Origin of the sequence: Sphingobacterium sp. SRCM116780 (assembly GCF_021442025.1) — a bacterium.
Classification (GTDB): Bacteria; Bacteroidota; Bacteroidia; order Sphingobacteriales; family Sphingobacteriaceae; genus Sphingobacterium.
On sequence record NZ_CP090446.1, the window covers coordinates 1,170,087 to 1,187,557 of the forward strand.

The window sequence follows — 17,471 nt, forward strand, 5'->3', positions numbered from 1 at the left end:
CTGCTCGCTTTTTCTATTGTGTACTTATGATTTCTGTTTTACCATCTATTCCAGGACTACCTGAATAAATTTGACCCTGTGGAAGCCCTCTGAGTCCAGCAGGAGCCTGTCTTACACGATCATAAATATTTCTTAAATCGCTAGTAGCATTTACCGCTTTTCCTCCAGCTTCATTGGAGACACGTAGATAATTTGTTTCCTTTTTATCCTTTAGTTGTGGATGAATGCTATTATCCAAAAGCTCTAGTTTGACATTGCCACCATTTCCATTTGGATATGTTTTAGTACCGTTAAATGCATTGTCACCTTTGGCGATAATATAAAGCGAACCTAATTTCTTGAAATTTGATTGGATATTGAAATGAGACCCGTTGTTTTTTCCATCTGTTCCCGAGATGGAGACATTGTTACCGATTATGGCATTACCAATGGTTAGATTCACATTTTTCTGACCATAAAAAATTAAAGAAGCCTTATCATCCATAATCAAGGTGTCAATATGAATGCTGCTTATCGAATCGGAAGATTTATTGTTAAAGACTTTTTTAGCCTTTTTCCCGATTTCTAATTTACTGATATGTTCCATGTTGCTTTGTGCATAAGACTGCAATGCAAAAAAAGCAAATACTGTAATTGTTAATAGTTTTTTCATAGTGAATGGTAGTTTTGTATAAAACAATAACCATTAGACAATCTAACCTACGAAAAGTTTAATATTTTACTTTAAATACTGAACAATCAATTTTGCTGTTTTCTGAGAGGCACCTGGTTGTCCTAGTTTTTCAGCTAAAATATCATAATTTTCCATCACACTTGCGCGGTATTCCGGCTTATTGATTAATTGCGCTAATTCTTCTGCAATATCATACGTCGTGCAATCGTCTTGAATCAATTCGCGAACGGATAAAAAATCATTGATCAAATTGACCAACGAGATAAATTTTACTTTGATCACTTGTTTGGCAATCCAAATCGAGATCACATTGGCTTTATAGACCACAACTTGCGGAACTTTTAAGATCCCGGTCTCCAACGTTGCTGTTCCACTTGTTACCACTGCTGCCTCAGCATGTTTTAATAAATCGTAGGTTGCATTAAAGACAACAGGAATTTGCTGTTCACCTATATATTGCTGATAATAGGTTTTATCAAAATTTGGAGCACCTGCAATGACAAATTGATGCATAGGGAAGAGGTAAGTCAAATTTGCCATAATGGGTAATAACTTGGCGATTTCCATCTTACGGCTTCCAGGCAACAGAGCTATGATGGGTCTTTCTGATAGTTGCTGATCTGCAATAAAGTTCGGATTAAATTTGTATGCAGAAATGGCATCTAACAAAGGATTTCCTACATAATCAACGGGCATTTTCCACTTTTTATAAAAATCAACTTCAAAAGGTAGAATACAAAACATATGATCGACTATCCGCTTGATTTTAACGACCCGTTTTTGATTCCAAGCCCATACCTTTGGAGAGATATAGTAACAGGTTTTGATCCCTTTTTTCTTTGCAAAATCAGCAATCTTGAGATTAAATCCTGGAAAATCTATTAAAATAACACAATCAGGTCGTTCTTTAAGAATGTCTTCTTTGACTTTCTTTAGATTTCTAGAAATGGTTCCCAAATTTTTCAATACTTCTACAAAGCCCATAAAAGCCATTTCAGAAGTGTGAATCAGTGCCTTTTGTTGTGTAGCCTGTTCCATTTGGTCTCCACCCACAATTTTAAAAGTAGCTTCAGCATCTTCCGCTTTTAACGCATTGATTAAGTTTGAACCATGTAGATCTCCGGAAGTTTCGCCTGCTATAAGATAGTATTTCATTTGCGTGATGCTGTTTTAATAAGGTTAAAGATAAGATTATTCTTTTCTTTATGGATGATCGAAGCCCTATTTTTCCACAAAAGATCGGTATCAATAGCATATTTTGTTAATTTTTCGAATAAATGTTTTTATCTTTAATTAAGATTTAGCTAGTTTGGATCTTAAATATTACTTTTGTCTTATGGATAGATTTTTAGCACTTATTCGAAATAAATATTTTTTAGCAGGAATCGCATTCACCGTATGGATGTGTTTTTTTGACCGCAATGATTTGGCAACACAATACAGTTACCAACATCAGAAAAGTAATTTGGAGAAAGAGAAGGCTTTCTATGAAAAAGAAAATCAGAATATTATTGAGACAATCGCTGATATTCGATCTGATCAAAAGGAAGTTCAAAGAATCGCCCGAGAGAAGTATAAGATGAAGAAGGAAAATGAAGATGTATATGTGGTGACGGAGGTTGAACCGCTAGAAAAATAAAAAGAGGAAAACAATCCTCTTTTTTTATGTCCTAATTTTCGGAAATCTGATCGCTATCATATTTTATCAACCATCCCATATTAATCCATTCCCTAGGTAGGAATACTGCAGGGTATAAGCAGACTAAAAGCGTTATTCAAGAGAGCACAGTATTTGAAGGTAGTAAGAGCGTGGTAAGTGCGTTGATAGTGCATTATAGGTATACTTTTAATACTGTATGTACGCTTAGTCTACGCTTATACCCTGCTTAGTCCCTACTTATGCACTGCTTTACACCTATCTATGAACAGCTTGGTGTCTCGTCGTATGTTTGATTATCCTAGATTAGCTATACACCTTGTGTATAGAATCCTATAATAACATTCGGATATTTCAGTGTCTCGTCGTAAAATAGCTTTTGTCAAATTGGTTTGTTTATTTTCTATCATCAAGTTGAAATAAGAAAAATTGATTGTAAAAGAGTTTGATGTGGAACGATAAATTTTATTTTTAAATATTTAAAAATATATAACTGTACCTTTATTTATTATTTTAGGACTCCTAGCTTTATAATAAAAAATAAGAATATGAAACTGACAATCTATCAGGTAGATACTTTTACAGATGAGGTATTTAAGGGAAACCCTGCAGCAGTCTGTCCGTTGAATGAATGGTTGTCTGATGAATTGTTATTGAGAATCGCTGCAGAAAACAATCTTTCAGAGACTGCTTTTTACATTCGCAAAGAAAACACATTTGAAATACGTTGGTTTACACCTCATGTAGAGGTTGACCTCTGTGGACATGCAACACTTGCCACAGCATTTGTTTTGTATCACCACGAAAATTACCAACAACCTATTATTAACTTTTACTCTCCCCCGTAGTGGTAACTTATCAGTCGCTGTACAACAGGATTTGTTTGTATTAAATTTTCCAACAGATAATTTTTTCAAAACAGAGTTGAGCCAAGAACTGTTATCTACTACAAATAAGAAACCTATTGCTGCTTACAAAGGTAAGACAGATTATATGTTGGTCTTCGAGCAAGAAGAAGATATTAGGGATATACAACCGAATCTGCCGCTGATTGCAGGATTAAATGCAAGAGGAGTTATTGTAACAGCAAAAAGTACGACCTATGACTTTGTTTCTCGCTTCTTTGCACCTGCGGTAGGGGTAAATGAAGATCCTGTGTGCGGCTCTGCTCATACCACAATCACTCCTTATTGGACTGAACAACTTAATAAATACGAATTAATAGCTATGCAAATCTCTGAGCGATCTGGACGACTATACTGTCGCTTATTAAACGACAGAGTGGAATTGGGGGGCCAAGCAATATTGTATATGAAAGGTGAAATATTTATTTAGAATTTGAGTTTATGAAAAGTTTTTTCCTTCTATTTTTAATGAGTTTATTTGGATTTTCTGCTTACACTCAGAATGACTCTGCTAATGGATATAAACTATTTGTCAATTTAGAGAAAGCTCCATTTGATTCTTTGTCTTTACAAGACTATACGGAGAACAAGACTATTTTATTTACAGGGAGAAAAGTTAGTGAATTTACTTGGATGTTTTTAATTCCTGATTCAATAGCATTGAATTCGGAACGCATGATGTTGTTGATTTCCCAATATGATTCAACCAGTAATGCCACTAGAAATGTACGTTTTTTTTCAAGGAAATATGGGGAAAGGAAAATAATATCAAATGTAGGTGTTGAGGACAGTATTAATTATATTAATGCTCGTTACGAAGGAAAGACAATATTTAAAGATGAAAAGTTCTCTGTACAGATAAATAATAAAGACTCCATAATTTTAGGCGATATCGTTTGTGAAGATTTTGAATTGATCGTTACAAATGATAGTTCAGATATAGCCATTCGCTCGCAAGATCCTTACTTTAGTTGGTTTTTATCATACGATAATAAAAAAAATATCTCTTATGAAGATTATTTGTCATCGTATGTAAACTTATCGAAAAGATATCCTGATTCAAGGTTTTTGATTTCCTCTTTATCTGGTAATCTTGATAATTATAAATCAAAAAAGGATGTGAAGGATATTTATGATAATTTTTCTGAAAAGCATAAGCAGTCAAAATGGGCAAAGAAAATCGAACGGTTTTTATTTGACAAATTTTATAATATTTCTTTACCAAATTTGACTTTGGGAACACGTGAAGAGATTATTCAAGATACAACGAAGTACAATTTAGTAGTTTTTTCTGCTTCCTGGTGTAAACCTTGTATCGAAGAGATTCCTATATTGAAGAAAATATATCAAGACTTACAAGAAAATTTAAATTTGACATATATTTCTATTGATGAAGAGAAAGATTTAAAAGCATTTCAAAAATTACTCGTTACGTATAATATTCCATGGCGATCATTATTTGCTTATGAGAATCCTCAAGGAGTTAAAGATCTGTACTTTGTAAAGGGAATACCGCATTGTTTATTCATTTATCCTAATGGAAATATGGAGATAATTGATGTAAGAAAAGATGAACTAAGAAAAAAAATATATACTCAGGTTTTACCATAATCTATAGTAAAAGTATATGTCTTTTTGTTAAAGAGGAGGATTTATTACGGGATTAAAAAAATAGGGCTGTTTGTAAAAACAGCCCTATTTTTTTAATCTTCTAGCTTATGCTCTTCGGCATATTCTTTTCGAATCTTGGAATTCTTTTTACTGTATACAAAATAGATGACCACACCTACGACCATCCAGATCGCTAAGCGTTCCCATGATTCTATTGGCAGGGAAGCCATCATTAACACACATACCAAAATACCCAAAATAGGAATCACTGGTACAAATGGTGTTTTAAATGGTCTATCTAAATTAGGTTCAGTTTTTCGTAACACCAGGATACCAATGCAGACTAAAGTAAAGGCAAATAAAGTACCGATACTCACCATATGACCCAAATCGGATACGGGAACAAAACCTGCAAAAATACTTACGAAAACCATGAAGATTAAGTTTGTTTTCCATGGGGTTTGTCTTTTCGATAGGTCAGAAAAGAGTTTCGGTAATAAACCATCTTTACTCATAGAATAAAAGACACGGCTTTGACCCAACAGCATCACTAAGATAACAGAAGTATATCCAGCGATAATCGTTACAATTAAAGCGGTATTTAAAAAGGTATATCCTGTTTTTGCAAAAGCGGTAGCAACTGGTTTTGCATCCCCTTTAAATTCAGTATAAGGAGCTAAGCCTGTCAATACGTAAGAAAAGAGCACATACAATAGTGTACAGATAATTAAAGAACCAATGATACCAATAGGCATTCCTTTTTTCGGGTTTTTTGCCTCTTGAGCAGCTGTACTTACCGCATCAAATCCAATAAAGGCAAAAAATACAACTCCAGCAGCTCTTAAAATCCCACTAATACCAAAATGACCAAAATCATCACTTTTTAAGAAACTCCAAAAACCTAACTGACCACTTTTTACCAATTCTTCTCCATGGTTAACGGGAATAAATGGTGTGTGATTAGCTTCGGTAATGAATCCCCAACCCAATACAATAAAAATGAGAACAACAGCAACTTTTAAAATCACTAAAATATTGTTAACAAAGGAAGATTCCTGTGTTCCTCGCATTAAAAGCAAAGAAAGTAAACAGACGATAACGATAGCAGGTACATTGACGACACCTCCTTCCCAGGGACCATGTAAAAACTGTGTAGGGAGTTCTACACCTAAGGTCAATAAGAGTTGATTGAAATATTGTGACCAACTAACGGATACCGTCGCAGCTGCAAGTGCATATTCTAAAACAAGATCCCAGCCAATTATCCAAGCCATAAATTCACCCATAGTGGCATATGAATAGGTGTATGCTGATCCTGCAACAGGAATCATAGAGGCAAATTCTGCATAACATAACCCTGCAAATCCACAACCTACAGCTGCTATAATGAAAGAGAGGACTACGGCGGGACCAGCATGATCTGCTGCTGCTATACCTGTAAGCGAGAATAGTCCAGCGCCAATAATAGCACCTACTCCTAATGCAATAAGCCCAGAACTAGAGAGTGTACGTTTTAAGGTACCTTGACCATTCTGTTCTGCTTCTGCAATTAATTTGCTAATTGATTTTTTAAAAAGCATAAGTATATTTTAAGTTGGTTTTTTAAATTTAAAATTGATTGTCTTCTTAATGTCAAATATAGTCTATTAAATGAAAAATGGGAAGTTTTTTTTCTTCCCATTCTTGATTCGTTAAAGATTTCTCTGTGATGTATTGCTGTCACATTTTTTATGTAAAATAATTATTTTCCAGTTTTAGTGTTAAATTTTTTATAGGAGTCTATGATATATAGTTTGATATCATCTTTTGATGCTTGTTCGATGAATTTATAGCTTGGTCTGTATTGCTCTTTAAACAGCGCTAGTTCTGGATTTTTAAGCGGAGTTAAAGATTGAATAAGATCTTCAGTGAATTTACGATCAATGGCTCGCTTATGTTGCTCTTCAATAAGTAATTTGTAATTTTCGCGTGCTCTCTTTGCATTTTTTCCAAAAACACGAGAAGGTGAAACGCGGATACCTCCGCGTACTTGGCTTGCATCTGCATATTTTCCAGCTAGTTTTGTCGCATTTATTTCTGCATGCAATCTGCTATCCGTCATTCTTTCAATATAAACTTCATTCAATTCAATAGCTGTATTTTCTCTGTTGAGGTAAATTCTTTTTACACCGTAATCGTAAACATATACGGTATCTTTTTCATAGCCTACAGCTTCTATTGCCAAGTAATCATTTATTTGTGCATCAATGCTGAAATTACCTTCTTGATCCGTTCTTACTTCTGTATTTGTACGTACGTTTTTAATGGATACGTCAGAAATTTTTTGACTGCTTACCAATTCCATTGCAATACCTTTAATCTTTTCTTGTGCATGTAACACCGAGAAAAAGCTACTTAAACCCAGAATTGAAAATATACTTATACTATATATGAATGATGTTTTCATGTTGAATTGTTTATGATCAAAATTACATAATAATAAGTACTAATCGGTTCGCAACAAATTATTTTAACAAAAAAAATGTCATAGCCTTTGGTTGACTATGACATTTTCTACTATTATTTAGAAGTCCAGGTATTATTTTCAGGATCGTGGTCAGGAAAAACTTTGTCTGGATCTAACTGCACAGACTGTAGTGGTTCTTTGGAATCTATTTTGAAATCAAATGACTTATTTCTTTCCCAAATTTCCACTGGTAATTTTTTACGTATTTTTTGTCCAGATACTGTTGTGGCTTCTATGACAACAGGCATTGGGAGTTTTTCTAAATTTTCTACGGTAATAACTGCCCCTTGTTTGGGATCATTATTTAAATAGTTCACTTTTGTAATGGCTTGGTCCAATTGCCAATTATTTACAAACCATCCACGCCAAAACCAATTTAGATTTTCACCTGTACCATTTTCCATAGAACGGAAAAAATCTTCAGGAGTAGGGTGTTTGTACGCCCAATCCGCGATGTATTTTTTAAAGGCAAAATCAAAACGTTCTTTTCCAATAATCTGATTGCGCAATAACTTAAGCCCATAGGCAGGTTTATAGTAAAGTAAAATACCTATATTTCCTTCATTCATATTTTGAGGGGTCGTCATCATCGCTTCAAGGCGAGGATCCGTAAATCGGACTGCTTGACTATTCTCATCCCCAACTTTTTTGACGTATTCACCATTATTGAAGTTCTCGGTTGAGATTTCATTTATAAAGGTGTTAAAACCTTCATCCATCCAGCCAAACTCTCTTTCATTACTTGAAACAATCATTGGAAACCAATTATGGCCAAACTCATGATTGGTTACTCCCCATAAGGACTCAGCTTTTGCTTTATTGCCGCAAAAGGATAGGGCAGGGTATTCCATTCCTCCAACATTGGAAGCAACATTAACGGCAACAGGGTAGGGATATTCAAACCATTTGTTGGAATAGTTTTCAATGGCTGCTTTTGTATACTCGGAAGAACGTTCCCAAGCATTATTGCCATTGCTTTCTTCTGGATAAGCAGAAATAGCCAATGACTTTTTGCCACTAGGTAAATTAATACGAGCTGCATCGATGATAAAAGATGCGGATGAAGCCCAGGCAATATCTTGTGCATGATTGAGGGTATATTTCCAAGTTAAACTTTTTTTATGAGGTCTTGAATGGCTATCTGCAACCTCCGTTGCAGAACGGATAATGACCGTCTGATCACTTGTTTTTGCTTGTTCGTATCGTTTAAGCTGTTCTGATGTAAAGACTTCTTGTGGATTTAACAATTCTCCACCCAGTATAACGATATGGTTTGCAGGCGCCGTAATTTCGACCTGATAATCACCAAACTCACGATAAAATTCACCTGGGCCTGTATAGGGCATGGTATTCCAACCTCTTATATTGTCATACACACATAATCGAGGAAACCATTGGGCAATTGCAAAAATATCACCTTTTGCAGTTTTCAATATACCGGTTCGATCAGCACCATATTCAGGTATGGGATAGGAGTATTGTATTTTAAAACCTATTTTACCACCTTGAGCTTGAAGAGGTTGAGGAAGTCTGATTTGAAGACGTGTATCTGTAATGATATAATCCACAGCTTTGCCTGCTAAATCGGTCACAGAGCTGACGGTATAACCACCATCAAAACTACTATTGGCATCTCCATATCTGCTTTTTGTTAAGGGAGAGATGGCTTGACCACGTCCTTTTTTTGAAAACATGTTTTGATCCAATTGCAGCCAAATATAATCCAATTGATCAGGACTGTTATTCGTATAGTTAATTTCTACTTTTCCAGTAATGGTTTTTTTCTGGTCATCTAAAGTTGCAGCTATTTTATAGTCCGCGTTATTTTGCCAGTAAGCTGGTCCCGGTTTGCCACTTGCTGAACGAAATTCATCTCCATTATTCTTAAAAAACAAGGGTGCAAATGCTGCTGTGTAGCTATAATTATTCTTTTGCTGAGCAAAAGTTGAAGTAGATAACGATAATGATAAAATACCTAGTGATAGCAATGTTAATCTTTTCATACTTTATTATTGTAGATCTTGTTTTGCCTAAATATAGTATGAAAAGATGTGTTGTTGAACCTTTTTCCTTAAAATTATCAAATTGTAACGATTATTTTATCCGATTGTAACAATTATTTTAGAAAAGAAGCATATTCGTTTTCATCAAACCCTACTATAATTTGTTTACCTCCCTCAATTACGGGACGTTTGATCATACTGGTATGTTGAATGAGAACTTGATTAGCAGAAGTTGCATCCATTACTGTTGCTTGTTCTTCGGCATCTAGTTTCTTCCAAGTGGTTCCTTTTTTATTCAGCAGTTTCTCCCAACTAATTTGTTTTTCCCAGTCCTGTAATTGTTTTTCCGAAATACCTTCCTTTTTAAAATCATGAAAAATATAGGCAATTTGATTTTCTTCTAACCAATTCAGCGCTTTTTTTACTGTGTTGCAATTCTTAATACCGTATACCTGTAGCATGTCGTTCTTGTTATTGTTAACCAAATATATTAAAATAGATTTATTAAGTCCTATTGTAACGTTTTTAATCACATTTCACGTGCTTTTTTTTATTGAAAGGTGAATAAAACTAGTTAGTGTAGTATATACACTTTATGCATTATGTAAAATAATATTTTTTTTCTACCTTAGTACATAATAATAAGATTATAAATTACAAAAGCAAATATAATATGAGCCTAAAAGATTTTAAAGGTGTATTGACAGGAGATCAAGTACAAGAATTATTTGAATTAGCAAAAAAGCACAAATTTGCATTACCTGCAGTTAACGTTACAGGTACAAATTCGATCAACGCTGTTATGGAAACTGCAAAAGCAGTTAACTCACCTGTAATTATTCAATTATCAAATGGTGGAGCACAATTTTATGCAGGTAAAACATTAAACAATGATGGTTTAAAAGCTTGTATTCTTGGTGCTGTGGCTGCAGCTCAGCATGTTCATTTATTAGCAGAGCATTATGGTGTTGCAGTTATATTACATACAGACCATGCTGCAAAAAAATTATTGCCTTGGATCGACGGTTTATTAGATGCTGGTGAGCGATTTTTTGCGCAACATGGTAAACCTTTATTTTCTTCTCATATGTTGGATTTATCGGAAGAGCCGATCGAAGAAAATATTGAAATTTCTGCAAAATACTTAGCACGTATGAAACCGCTAGGAATGACTGTAGAAATCGAATTAGGAGTTACTGGTGGGGAAGAAGACGGTGTTGATAATTCTGATGTGGATAGCTCAAAATTATATACACAACCTGAAGAAGTAGCGTACGCTTACGAGGAATTATTAAAAGTTTCTGATAAATTTACAGTAGCTGCTGCTTTTGGTAATGTACATGGTGTTTATAAACCTGGAAACGTAAAATTACAACCTGTTATTTTACATAATTCACAAGAATACATTCGTGAGAAATTTAATTTAACGGCAGAAAAGCCAGTTAATTTTGTATTCCATGGTGGTTCAGGTTCTTCAGCTGAAGAAATTGCAGAGGCAATCTCTTATGGTGCAATCAAAATGAACATTGATACTGATATGCAATGGGCAATGTGGGATGGTATTCGTGGATATGAAGCTAAAAACCACGATTATCTACAAAGCCAAATTGGTAATCCTGAAGGAGCTGATTCTCCAAACAAGAAATATTATGATCCTCGCGTTTGGTTACGTAAAGGAGAGGAGTCTTTTGTTACGCGTTTGAAACAAGCGTTCGAAGAGCTAAATGCGATTGATATCCACAGCAAATTATAATATTCAAAATTACAGAGACTGTTAATTTTAGGACGCATCAAGTCATGACTTGATGCGTTTTTTTGTAAGATTGATTTTCAGGATTGTCATCTTTCCTATAAGGAAGTCTAGTATGAGCTTAATTTCAGAATACTATATAACAAGGCGTAACGGTTTCATGTTTTTGTCTATATTGTGTTAAAATGTGCTAAAAATTACTGGAATGTTATTTATGCTGTATATTTTGCAGAACGATTATATGAATACAAGATTTATCGATATGAAAAAATTAGGATTAGGTGCTATTTTATTTTTTATTGCACAATTAAGTTTTGCGCAGACAAAACAAAATGTAGGTACTTTTAACGCTGTAGAGGTGACGGATAAGATCCAAGTTGAATTGCTAAAAGGGACTTCAAATGAGGTTGTTATAGAAGGGGCTAATTCCGAAAATATTCAGGTCATCAATAATAACGGTTCATTGCGTATTAAGATGAATACTTTAAACGCGTTACAAGGTAATAACGTCAGTGTTAAAGTTTATTTTCAGTCCTTGAATAATATTTTAGCCAAAAAAGGGGCAAAGGTTGTTAACCGAGAAAATCAAGTAATTGTTTCAGATCAATTGAATATCTCGGCTGCTGAAGGAGGATTGGTTGTGTTGTATCTGGAAGCTAAAAAAGTGGATGTTAAATCCACATCGGGATCTACGATTTCGCTTATGGGTAAAAGCATAACACAAGATGTTGTTTCTAATTTTGGGGGTAAATATGAAGGAAAAGATTTAAAAACGGATGTCAGCAATGTGACGGTAAATGGGGGTGGCAAAGCGGAGATTTATGCGAAGGATTCTGTTGTTGCTAAGACACGTGCAGGTGGTGTAATCGATGTATATGGAAATCCGGTCCATAAATCTGAGAAAAAAATAGCGGGCGGAACAATCAATTATAAATAAGAGATTTACCTGTATAAAAATCAAATCACATGGTTATAACCATGTGATTTGATTTTTATACAGTATTATAAATTACTTTCCTTTTTTTTCTTTTTTCGAACTTCAGGTTTAGCTGCTTTTTTAAGATCAAATTGCTTCTCGAGATAGATGATAATTTCTGCAGCAATATCCTTTTTTGTTGCTTTCTCTATTCCTTCTAATCCTGGAGAAGAGTTTACTTCCAAGACAAGAGGACCTCTGTCTGAAGGCATCATATCAACGCCGCATACGGTTAATCCCATAGAAGCCGCAGCTGCGATAGCAGTTTCCCGTTCGCTTTTTGTTAATTTAATGATTTCTGCTGTTCCTCCACGATGGATATTCGATCTAAATTCTCCTTCCTTGGCAGTTCTTTTCATGGCACCTACAACTTTTCCTCCAACGACAAATGCACGGATATCAGTTCCCTTGGCTTCTTTAATATATTCTTGAATTAATATATTATTTCCAAGACCATAAAAAGCTTCGATGACAGAAGAAGCTGCTTTTTTAGTTTCTGCTAGTACAACCCCAATTCCTTGTGTACCTTCTAATAGCTTGATCACTAATGGTGCTCCTCCAACCATGCTGATCAAATCGTCAACATCCGAAGCGGTTCTGGCAAATCCAGTAATGGGAAGACCTATGCCAGCTCCAGAAAGAATTTGCATACAACGAAGTTTGTCTCTAGAACGTGTAATCGCTTGACTCGGATTGGCCGATATCACATCCATGACTTCAAATTGTCTGACAATAGCGGAACCATAAAAAGTTACGGAAGCACCTATACGAGGAATAACGGCATCAATATCCGAAATATCTTGACCTTTATAGTGGATGCTGGGTTTGCCTTGTTGAATACCAACATAGCATTTGCTATGATCGATCACAACGCATTCATGTCCACGTTTTTCTGCAGCTTCTACTAATCGACGTGTCGAGTATAGGCTTTTAACTGTTGATAATACAGCGATTTTCACTTTGCTATGATTAGAATAGTTTAATTGTAATATTCGTATAGAAACAAATATGAATGGATATTGGTTTCTATCCCAAAGATTTTTGAGATAAATTTGATTTTGAAACGTCCACGATAAAATTTTTGTAAAGGAAGTTTTTTCCTAATAACATAGGATACCGCATGGACGAACGATTTCTAAAAGATAATTTAATATCAAATAATTGATTGTATAATTTGGCTTTTGTCAAAATATAATAACGTTTCTCTTGGTGGCCAAATGAACTTTTAACGATTTTTTCTTTATATACCGGGAATTTAAATATACGTAATTCTCGAGTTTTAAAATTAACAACAATGTGACAGATAATCCATTCTTGATGATCTATTACCTCAATTTCATAGGATTCGCAATGTAATACAGACGACCCAGCGCCAGTATCTACCTTCGCTTCAATGTGATGAATACCTAATTCTGGTAGATCTATTGATTCTTTCCATCCGACGATTAGTTTATCTTTCATTGCTATTTTTAATAATAAGGTTTGAATTTTGATCAAACCTTATTGTTTTATTCGTAAATAAATTCGCCGTATGGAGATTTTACTGTTACTTGTTTTATAGCAGATTCTTCTACATGACCGATAATCTGTGCCGGAATACCAAAAGACTCTGAAATGGCAATAATATCTTGTGCTATTTCTTGAGGAACATATAATTCCATACGATGTCCCATATTAAATACTTTATACATTTCTTTCCAATCCGTATTGGATTCTTTTTGAATCAATTCAAATAACGGAGGAATAGGAAATAAATTATCTTTGACAATATGAACATTGTCGACAAAGTGCAATACTTTTGTTTGCGCTCCTCCTGAACAATGCACCATACCATCAATTTGCGAACGGTACCGGTCAAGTATCTGTTTGATAACAGGAGCATAAGTGCGTGTAGGAGAGAGTACTAATTTTCCTGCTGTAATCTCTTCACCTGTTTCAATTATAATTTTATCTGTTAAATGTTGACTACCTGCGAAAACCAAATCATAGGGAACTGCTGGATCAAAACTTTCCGTGTATTTTTCTGCGATATATTTATTGAAAACATCATGTCTGGCTGATGTTAGACCATTAGATCCCATTCCGCCATTGTATTCGTTTTCGTAAGTTGCTTTTCCTGAAGAAGATAAGCCGACAATAATATTCCCAGCTTTTATCTTGTGATTGGAAATCACATCTTCACGTTTCATACGACAAGTTACCGTACTGTCCACAATAATCGTACGTACCAAATCCCCCACATCTGCAGTTTCACCACCTGTTGAATAAATACCAATCCCCATTTCACGAAGATCTTTTAAGATTTCTTCGGTACCATTGATGATTTCAGCGATAACTTCTCCGGGAATAACATTTTTGTTACGTCCAATAGTCGAAGATAATAAAATATTGTCCGTAGCGCCAACACATAGTAAATCATCTAAATTCATGATGATGGCATCTTGTGCGATTCCTCTCCAGACAGAAATGTCACCCGTTTCTTTCCAATAGACATAGGCCAATGAAGATTTTGTACCTGCGCCATCGGCATGCATGATGTTGCACCACTGCTCATCACCGCCTAAGATATCAGGAATGATTTTACAAAAAGCTTTAGGATACAATCCTTTATCGATGTTCTTAATAGCATTGTGTACATCCTCTTTTCCTGCGGACACACCTCTTTGGTTATATTTTAAATCTGACATGTTGCTGCAAAAATAATGATTCGCTGTGAATTTTAAGCTTTTTATTGTGCGAAATATTTGTTAATCTTTTTTTAAAACAGTTCGCCATTCCTGAAGTAATTTCTCTAAAGAATATTGTGCATTTGCGGGACTTGTACTGGGTAAAGTGAAATATCGGTAATTAGGGTTCTTCTTAAAATATTTATCAAACACTTTCTGTGCTTTTTGCCCATTAAAGATAATAGTATGAATATGTGGATGATCAGCAAGGAATACATCCAGATCATTGGGTTCTTCATCTATAATATCTAAATCCATGCTTCCTTTTCTTTGCGCTTGAGCACAGACATCCCATAGTCCGATATGATGCTCCAAAAGTAAGTCTAGCTTGTCTGTGTAGGAATGAATCTCTGCAACATTAAAAATAAGTTTCATCAGTTTCCAAAATCGATTTTGTGGATGTGCATAATATTGTTGTTCTTGAAGGGATTTGTCTCCAGGTAACGATCCTAATATTAATAGTCGAATATCTTGATTTTCAAGTGGCAAAAAGCATTGTTTTATCATGTTGGAAGTCGTTGATCCGCTACGAATTTAAAAATTACTTTTTAGAAAGAATAAAAGTTTTAAAAATGTTTACATAATGATGTATATTTGATATCAAATTAATATCAAAAACTTAAAAATTATGGAAAAATTAATTAAACCTCTTTCCGGTTATTTGGCCTTATTGATGGCTATTGTTCTTTTTGTGGGAGCTATTGTTGCTTTCTTTCAAGTAGAGAATGCTCCTTGGCTTGCTGCAGTAGGAATTTTAATGATCTTAACCGCTTTGTTTTTATTAAAAGGATTAATGATCATTAACCCGAATCACTCACGCGTATTGAATTTTTTTGGTCGATATGTTGGAACGGTAAAAGAGAATGGGCTCTTTTTTGTTAATCCACTGTACTCTACTGTAAAAGTAAGTTTAAGATCAGATAATTTACAAGGACAAACATTAAAAGTGAACGATAAAATGGGTAATCCTATTGAGATTGGAGCTGTAATTGTTTGGCAAGTTGGCGATACGTATAAAGCAACCTATGATGTGACTAACTATACGTCATATGTACGTACCCAAAGTGAAGCTGCTGTGAGACATTTAGCGGGCAGTTTTCCATACGATAATCTAGAGTTACAAGCAGACAATGAGGAATCAATTACTTTGCGTGAAGGTGGAGATACCGTTAATCATATTTTAGAGCAGGAATTATTAGAACGATTAGCTCCAGCAGGAATTATTATTAAAGAAGCGCGTATCAGTCACTTGGCCTATGCATCTGAAATAGCAGGAGCGATGTTGCAGCGTCAACAGGCAACAGCGATAGTTGCGGCCCGAGCAAAAATTGTAGAAGGTGCTGTTGGTATGGTGGAGATGGCTTTGCAGAAATTGTCTGAAAAAGATATTGTCGTACTTGACAATGATAAAAAAGCAGCAATGGTTAGTAATTTAATGGTGGTATTGTGTGGTGAGAAAGCTGCTTCTCCAATAGTAAATACAGGAACTTTATATCAATAAAGATTAACAGTATGGCGGAAAAAAAGAATTTCATGCTCCGAATAGAGAGTGATGTTTATAAAGCATTGGAAAAATGGTCTGCCGACGAATTTAGGAGTGTGAACGGGCAAATTGAATATTTGTTGAATAAAGCTTTGAAGGAGGCAAGACGCTTAGATCATACAAAAATGAACTCAACTTCGAAGAAATCAACGGAATAATTGATGTTAATTGTGGAATTTAATTTTTCTTAACAAGCTACATCAGATAGCATAGGATAACATTCAGATAAAAGCTACAGTAAAATGATGATTAGAAATCTTCATTTTACTGTAGCTTTTTTACATTTTATTGCAGGATAAATAATAGATTTGATTGATTTTTTGAAAGATTGAGATTATGGAAGTTAATACTAATTATAAGTTGCTAGTTATTAGTACAAGTACTATTCATGGAAGTCCTTTTTTAGCTTATATAAAAGATGAATTGGTTGATTTTATTGAAACAGATGAATTGATTTTTGTTCCTTTTGCACGACCTTCTGGAATTTCTTACGACAATTATACAGCAAATGTCCAAGCTGCTTTAGTGGAGAAAGGGATTCAGGTAAAGGGATTGCATGTATTCGAAAATAAAAAAGAAGCGATACAAGAGGCTAAGGCAATTTTTATTGGGGGTGGGAATACTTTTCTTTTGCTTAAAACATTATATGACCTTGATCTTATGGAGGATTTGAAAAATGCTATTGCCAACGGAATACCTTATGTAGGAACTTCAGCAGGATCGAATTTGACGGGACTAACAATAGGAACCACGAATGATATGCCTATTGTTTATCCACCTAGTTTTGATGCTTTGCAATTATTACCTTTTAATCTGAATCCACATTATTTGGATCCCGACCCAAATTCTACGCATAAGGGTGAGACCAGAGAAACGAGAATACATGAATTTCATCAATTCAATAATCAGGCGGTGTTGGGGTTAAGAGAGGGGAGTTGGCTATATGTGTCTAATGCTGTGGTGGAGCTGCGAGGTAAATTGCAAGCTAGATTATTTCAACAAGGAAAAGAGCCTATTGAATTGAACCCTGGTCAAGTTAATTTTTGATATCGGATGAAGTTTTGTTGACAAGGAAAGTGCTTTATTTCAAAACTGATAAGTAAGTAATAAGATAACGTAAT

General features: G+C 34.7%; 19 protein-coding genes. 9 read left to right on the forward strand and 10 right to left on the reverse strand.

The features are described from left to right. Nucleotides 1-13: 13 nt before the first annotated feature. Together LZQ00_RS05115 and lpxB are read right to left on the reverse strand one after the other, a co-directional pair. The gene (locus LZQ00_RS05115) at nucleotides 14-652 is read right to left on the reverse strand and encodes a hypothetical protein (RefSeq protein ID WP_234512500.1); all 639 of its coding nucleotides are present in this window, start codon (nucleotides 650-652) and stop codon (nucleotides 14-16) included. A 66-nt stretch (nucleotides 653-718) separates the two neighbouring features. Further along, nucleotides 719-1,828: a lipid-A-disaccharide synthase gene (gene lpxB, locus LZQ00_RS05120; RefSeq protein WP_234512502.1), complete on the reverse strand. Its 1,110-nt coding sequence runs from the start codon at nucleotides 1,826-1,828 to the stop codon at nucleotides 719-721. 181 nt (nucleotides 1,829-2,009) lie between these two features. Here lpxB and LZQ00_RS05125 point away from each other — a divergent pair, with 181 nt between their 5' ends. The 4 genes from LZQ00_RS05125 (at nucleotide 2,010) to LZQ00_RS05135 (ending at nucleotide 4,846) form a co-directional block, all read left to right on the forward strand. Beyond that, nucleotides 2,010-2,312: an FtsB family cell division protein gene (locus LZQ00_RS05125; protein WP_234512504.1), complete on the forward strand. Its 303-nt coding sequence runs from the start codon at nucleotides 2,010-2,012 to the stop codon at nucleotides 2,310-2,312. Nucleotides 2,313-2,878: 566 nt separating this feature from the next. Further along, nucleotides 2,879-3,178 carry a PhzF family phenazine biosynthesis protein gene (locus tag LZQ00_RS18450; protein WP_262910923.1) on the forward strand — a complete coding sequence of 100 codons (300 nt, stop codon included), beginning with the start codon at nucleotides 2,879-2,881 and terminating at the stop codon, nucleotides 3,176-3,178. Nucleotides 3,179-3,209: 31 nt separating this feature from the next. Further along, nucleotides 3,210-3,665 carry a PhzF family phenazine biosynthesis protein gene (locus tag LZQ00_RS18455; protein ID WP_262910924.1) on the forward strand — a complete coding sequence of 152 codons (456 nt, stop codon included), beginning with the start codon at nucleotides 3,210-3,212 and terminating at the stop codon, nucleotides 3,663-3,665. A gap of 11 nt (nucleotides 3,666-3,676) precedes the next feature. Further along, nucleotides 3,677-4,846, forward strand: a complete 1,170-nt coding sequence (locus LZQ00_RS05135) for a TlpA family protein disulfide reductase (RefSeq protein WP_234512505.1) — start codon at nucleotides 3,677-3,679, stop codon at nucleotides 4,844-4,846. A 92-nt stretch (nucleotides 4,847-4,938) separates the two neighbouring features. Here the strand turns inward: LZQ00_RS05135 and LZQ00_RS05140 are convergent, their stop codons facing one another. From LZQ00_RS05140 to LZQ00_RS05155, 4 genes are all read right to left on the reverse strand, one after another. Further along, on the reverse strand, nucleotides 4,939-6,426 hold the full coding sequence (locus LZQ00_RS05140; protein ID WP_234512507.1) for an amino acid permease: 1,488 nt from the start codon (nucleotides 6,424-6,426) through the stop codon (nucleotides 4,939-4,941). Between the two features lie 161 nt (nucleotides 6,427-6,587). Beyond that, nucleotides 6,588-7,292, reverse strand: coding sequence for a hypothetical protein (locus LZQ00_RS05145; RefSeq protein WP_234512509.1), 705 nt, complete (start codon nucleotides 7,290-7,292; stop codon nucleotides 6,588-6,590). Between the two features lie 113 nt (nucleotides 7,293-7,405). Continuing rightward, entirely contained in the window at nucleotides 7,406-9,355 is a 1,950-nt protein-coding gene (locus tag LZQ00_RS05150) for a M1 family metallopeptidase (RefSeq protein ID WP_234512511.1), read from the reverse strand. A gap of 113 nt (nucleotides 9,356-9,468) precedes the next feature. Beyond that, nucleotides 9,469-9,816 carry an ArsC family reductase gene (locus LZQ00_RS05155; protein ID WP_234512513.1) on the reverse strand — a complete coding sequence of 116 codons (348 nt, stop codon included), beginning with the start codon at nucleotides 9,814-9,816 and terminating at the stop codon, nucleotides 9,469-9,471. Between the two features lie 212 nt (nucleotides 9,817-10,028). On the opposite strand from LZQ00_RS05155, the gene fbaA reads away from it, so the two are divergent. Beyond that, nucleotides 10,029-11,108, forward strand: a complete 1,080-nt coding sequence (gene fbaA / locus LZQ00_RS05160; RefSeq protein ID WP_234512514.1) for a class II fructose-bisphosphate aldolase — start codon at nucleotides 10,029-10,031, stop codon at nucleotides 11,106-11,108. A gap of 259 nt (nucleotides 11,109-11,367) precedes the next feature. Further along, nucleotides 11,368-12,042: a head GIN domain-containing protein gene (locus LZQ00_RS05165; RefSeq protein ID WP_234512516.1), complete on the forward strand. Its 675-nt coding sequence runs from the start codon at nucleotides 11,368-11,370 to the stop codon at nucleotides 12,040-12,042. 65 nt (nucleotides 12,043-12,107) lie between these two features. Here the strand turns inward: LZQ00_RS05165 and rimK are convergent, their stop codons facing one another. From rimK to LZQ00_RS05185, 4 genes are all read right to left on the reverse strand, one after another. After that, nucleotides 12,108-13,040 carry a 30S ribosomal protein S6--L-glutamate ligase gene (rimK, locus tag LZQ00_RS05170; protein WP_234512518.1) on the reverse strand — a complete coding sequence of 311 codons (933 nt, stop codon included), beginning with the start codon at nucleotides 13,038-13,040 and terminating at the stop codon, nucleotides 12,108-12,110. A gap of 67 nt (nucleotides 13,041-13,107) precedes the next feature. Next, nucleotides 13,108-13,542 (reverse strand): ATP-dependent zinc protease, encoded by a 435-nt coding sequence (locus tag LZQ00_RS05175; protein ID WP_234512519.1) that lies wholly within the window; start codon nucleotides 13,540-13,542, stop codon nucleotides 13,108-13,110. A gap of 47 nt (nucleotides 13,543-13,589) precedes the next feature. Continuing rightward, a complete protein-coding gene (locus tag LZQ00_RS05180) occupies nucleotides 13,590-14,768 on the reverse strand; it encodes an AIR synthase related protein (RefSeq protein ID WP_234512521.1) in 1,179 nt (392 codons plus the stop codon). 60 nt (nucleotides 14,769-14,828) lie between these two features. Next, a complete protein-coding gene (locus LZQ00_RS05185; protein ID WP_234512522.1) occupies nucleotides 14,829-15,314 on the reverse strand; it encodes a DNA-deoxyinosine glycosylase in 486 nt (161 codons plus the stop codon). A gap of 121 nt (nucleotides 15,315-15,435) precedes the next feature. Between LZQ00_RS05185 and LZQ00_RS05190 the strand changes: the two genes are divergently transcribed. From LZQ00_RS05190 to pepE, 3 genes are all read left to right on the forward strand, one after another. After that, complete coding sequence (locus tag LZQ00_RS05190) at nucleotides 15,436-16,308, forward strand: SPFH domain-containing protein (protein WP_234512524.1); 873 nt, start codon at nucleotides 15,436-15,438, stop codon at nucleotides 16,306-16,308. A gap of 11 nt (nucleotides 16,309-16,319) precedes the next feature. After that, nucleotides 16,320-16,508 (forward strand): Arc family DNA binding domain-containing protein, encoded by a 189-nt coding sequence (locus LZQ00_RS05195; protein ID WP_234512526.1) that lies wholly within the window; start codon nucleotides 16,320-16,322, stop codon nucleotides 16,506-16,508. 178 nt (nucleotides 16,509-16,686) lie between these two features. Continuing rightward, nucleotides 16,687-17,397 carry a dipeptidase PepE gene (gene pepE / locus LZQ00_RS05200; RefSeq protein ID WP_234512528.1) on the forward strand — a complete coding sequence of 237 codons (711 nt, stop codon included), beginning with the start codon at nucleotides 16,687-16,689 and terminating at the stop codon, nucleotides 17,395-17,397. The last annotated feature ends 74 nt before the right edge of the window (nucleotides 17,398-17,471 follow it).

What these genes read in the sequence shown, in the direction of transcription:
- LZQ00_RS05150 (WP_234512511.1), bottom strand. Translation starts at nt 9,355, where the DNA reads ATGAAAAGATTAACATTGCTATCACTAGGTATTTTATCATTATCGTTA.
- LZQ00_RS05165 (WP_234512516.1), top strand. Translation starts at nt 11,368, where the DNA reads ATGAAAAAATTAGGATTAGGTGCTATTTTATTTTTTATTGCACAATTA.
- LZQ00_RS05185 (WP_234512522.1), bottom strand. Translation starts at nt 15,314, where the DNA reads ATGATAAAACAATGCTTTTTGCCACTTGAAAATCAAGATATTCGACTA.
- LZQ00_RS05135 (WP_234512505.1), top strand. Translation starts at nt 3,677, where the DNA reads ATGAAAAGTTTTTTCCTTCTATTTTTAATGAGTTTATTTGGATTTTCT.
- LZQ00_RS05180 (WP_234512521.1), bottom strand. Translation starts at nt 14,768, where the DNA reads ATGTCAGATTTAAAATATAACCAAAGAGGTGTGTCCGCAGGAAAAGAG.
- LZQ00_RS05145 (WP_234512509.1), bottom strand. Translation starts at nt 7,292, where the DNA reads ATGAAAACATCATTCATATATAGTATAAGTATATTTTCAATTCTGGGT.
- LZQ00_RS05140 (WP_234512507.1), bottom strand. Translation starts at nt 6,426, where the DNA reads ATGCTTTTTAAAAAATCAATTAGCAAATTAATTGCAGAAGCAGAACAG.
- LZQ00_RS18450 (WP_262910923.1), top strand. Translation starts at nt 2,879, where the DNA reads ATGAAACTGACAATCTATCAGGTAGATACTTTTACAGATGAGGTATTT.
- LZQ00_RS05190 (WP_234512524.1), top strand. Translation starts at nt 15,436, where the DNA reads ATGGAAAAATTAATTAAACCTCTTTCCGGTTATTTGGCCTTATTGATG.
- LZQ00_RS05195 (WP_234512526.1), top strand. Translation starts at nt 16,320, where the DNA reads ATGGCGGAAAAAAAGAATTTCATGCTCCGAATAGAGAGTGATGTTTAT.
- LZQ00_RS05155 (WP_234512513.1), bottom strand. Translation starts at nt 9,816, where the DNA reads ATGCTACAGGTATACGGTATTAAGAATTGCAACACAGTAAAAAAAGCG.
- LZQ00_RS05175 (WP_234512519.1), bottom strand. Translation starts at nt 13,542, where the DNA reads ATGAAAGATAAACTAATCGTCGGATGGAAAGAATCAATAGATCTACCA.
- lpxB (WP_234512502.1), bottom strand. Translation starts at nt 1,828, where the DNA reads ATGAAATACTATCTTATAGCAGGCGAAACTTCCGGAGATCTACATGGT.
- pepE (WP_234512528.1), top strand. Translation starts at nt 16,687, where the DNA reads ATGGAAGTTAATACTAATTATAAGTTGCTAGTTATTAGTACAAGTACT.
- LZQ00_RS05115 (WP_234512500.1), bottom strand. Translation starts at nt 652, where the DNA reads ATGAAAAAACTATTAACAATTACAGTATTTGCTTTTTTTGCATTGCAG.
- LZQ00_RS05125 (WP_234512504.1), top strand. Translation starts at nt 2,010, where the DNA reads ATGGATAGATTTTTAGCACTTATTCGAAATAAATATTTTTTAGCAGGA.
- fbaA (WP_234512514.1), top strand. Translation starts at nt 10,029, where the DNA reads ATGAGCCTAAAAGATTTTAAAGGTGTATTGACAGGAGATCAAGTACAA.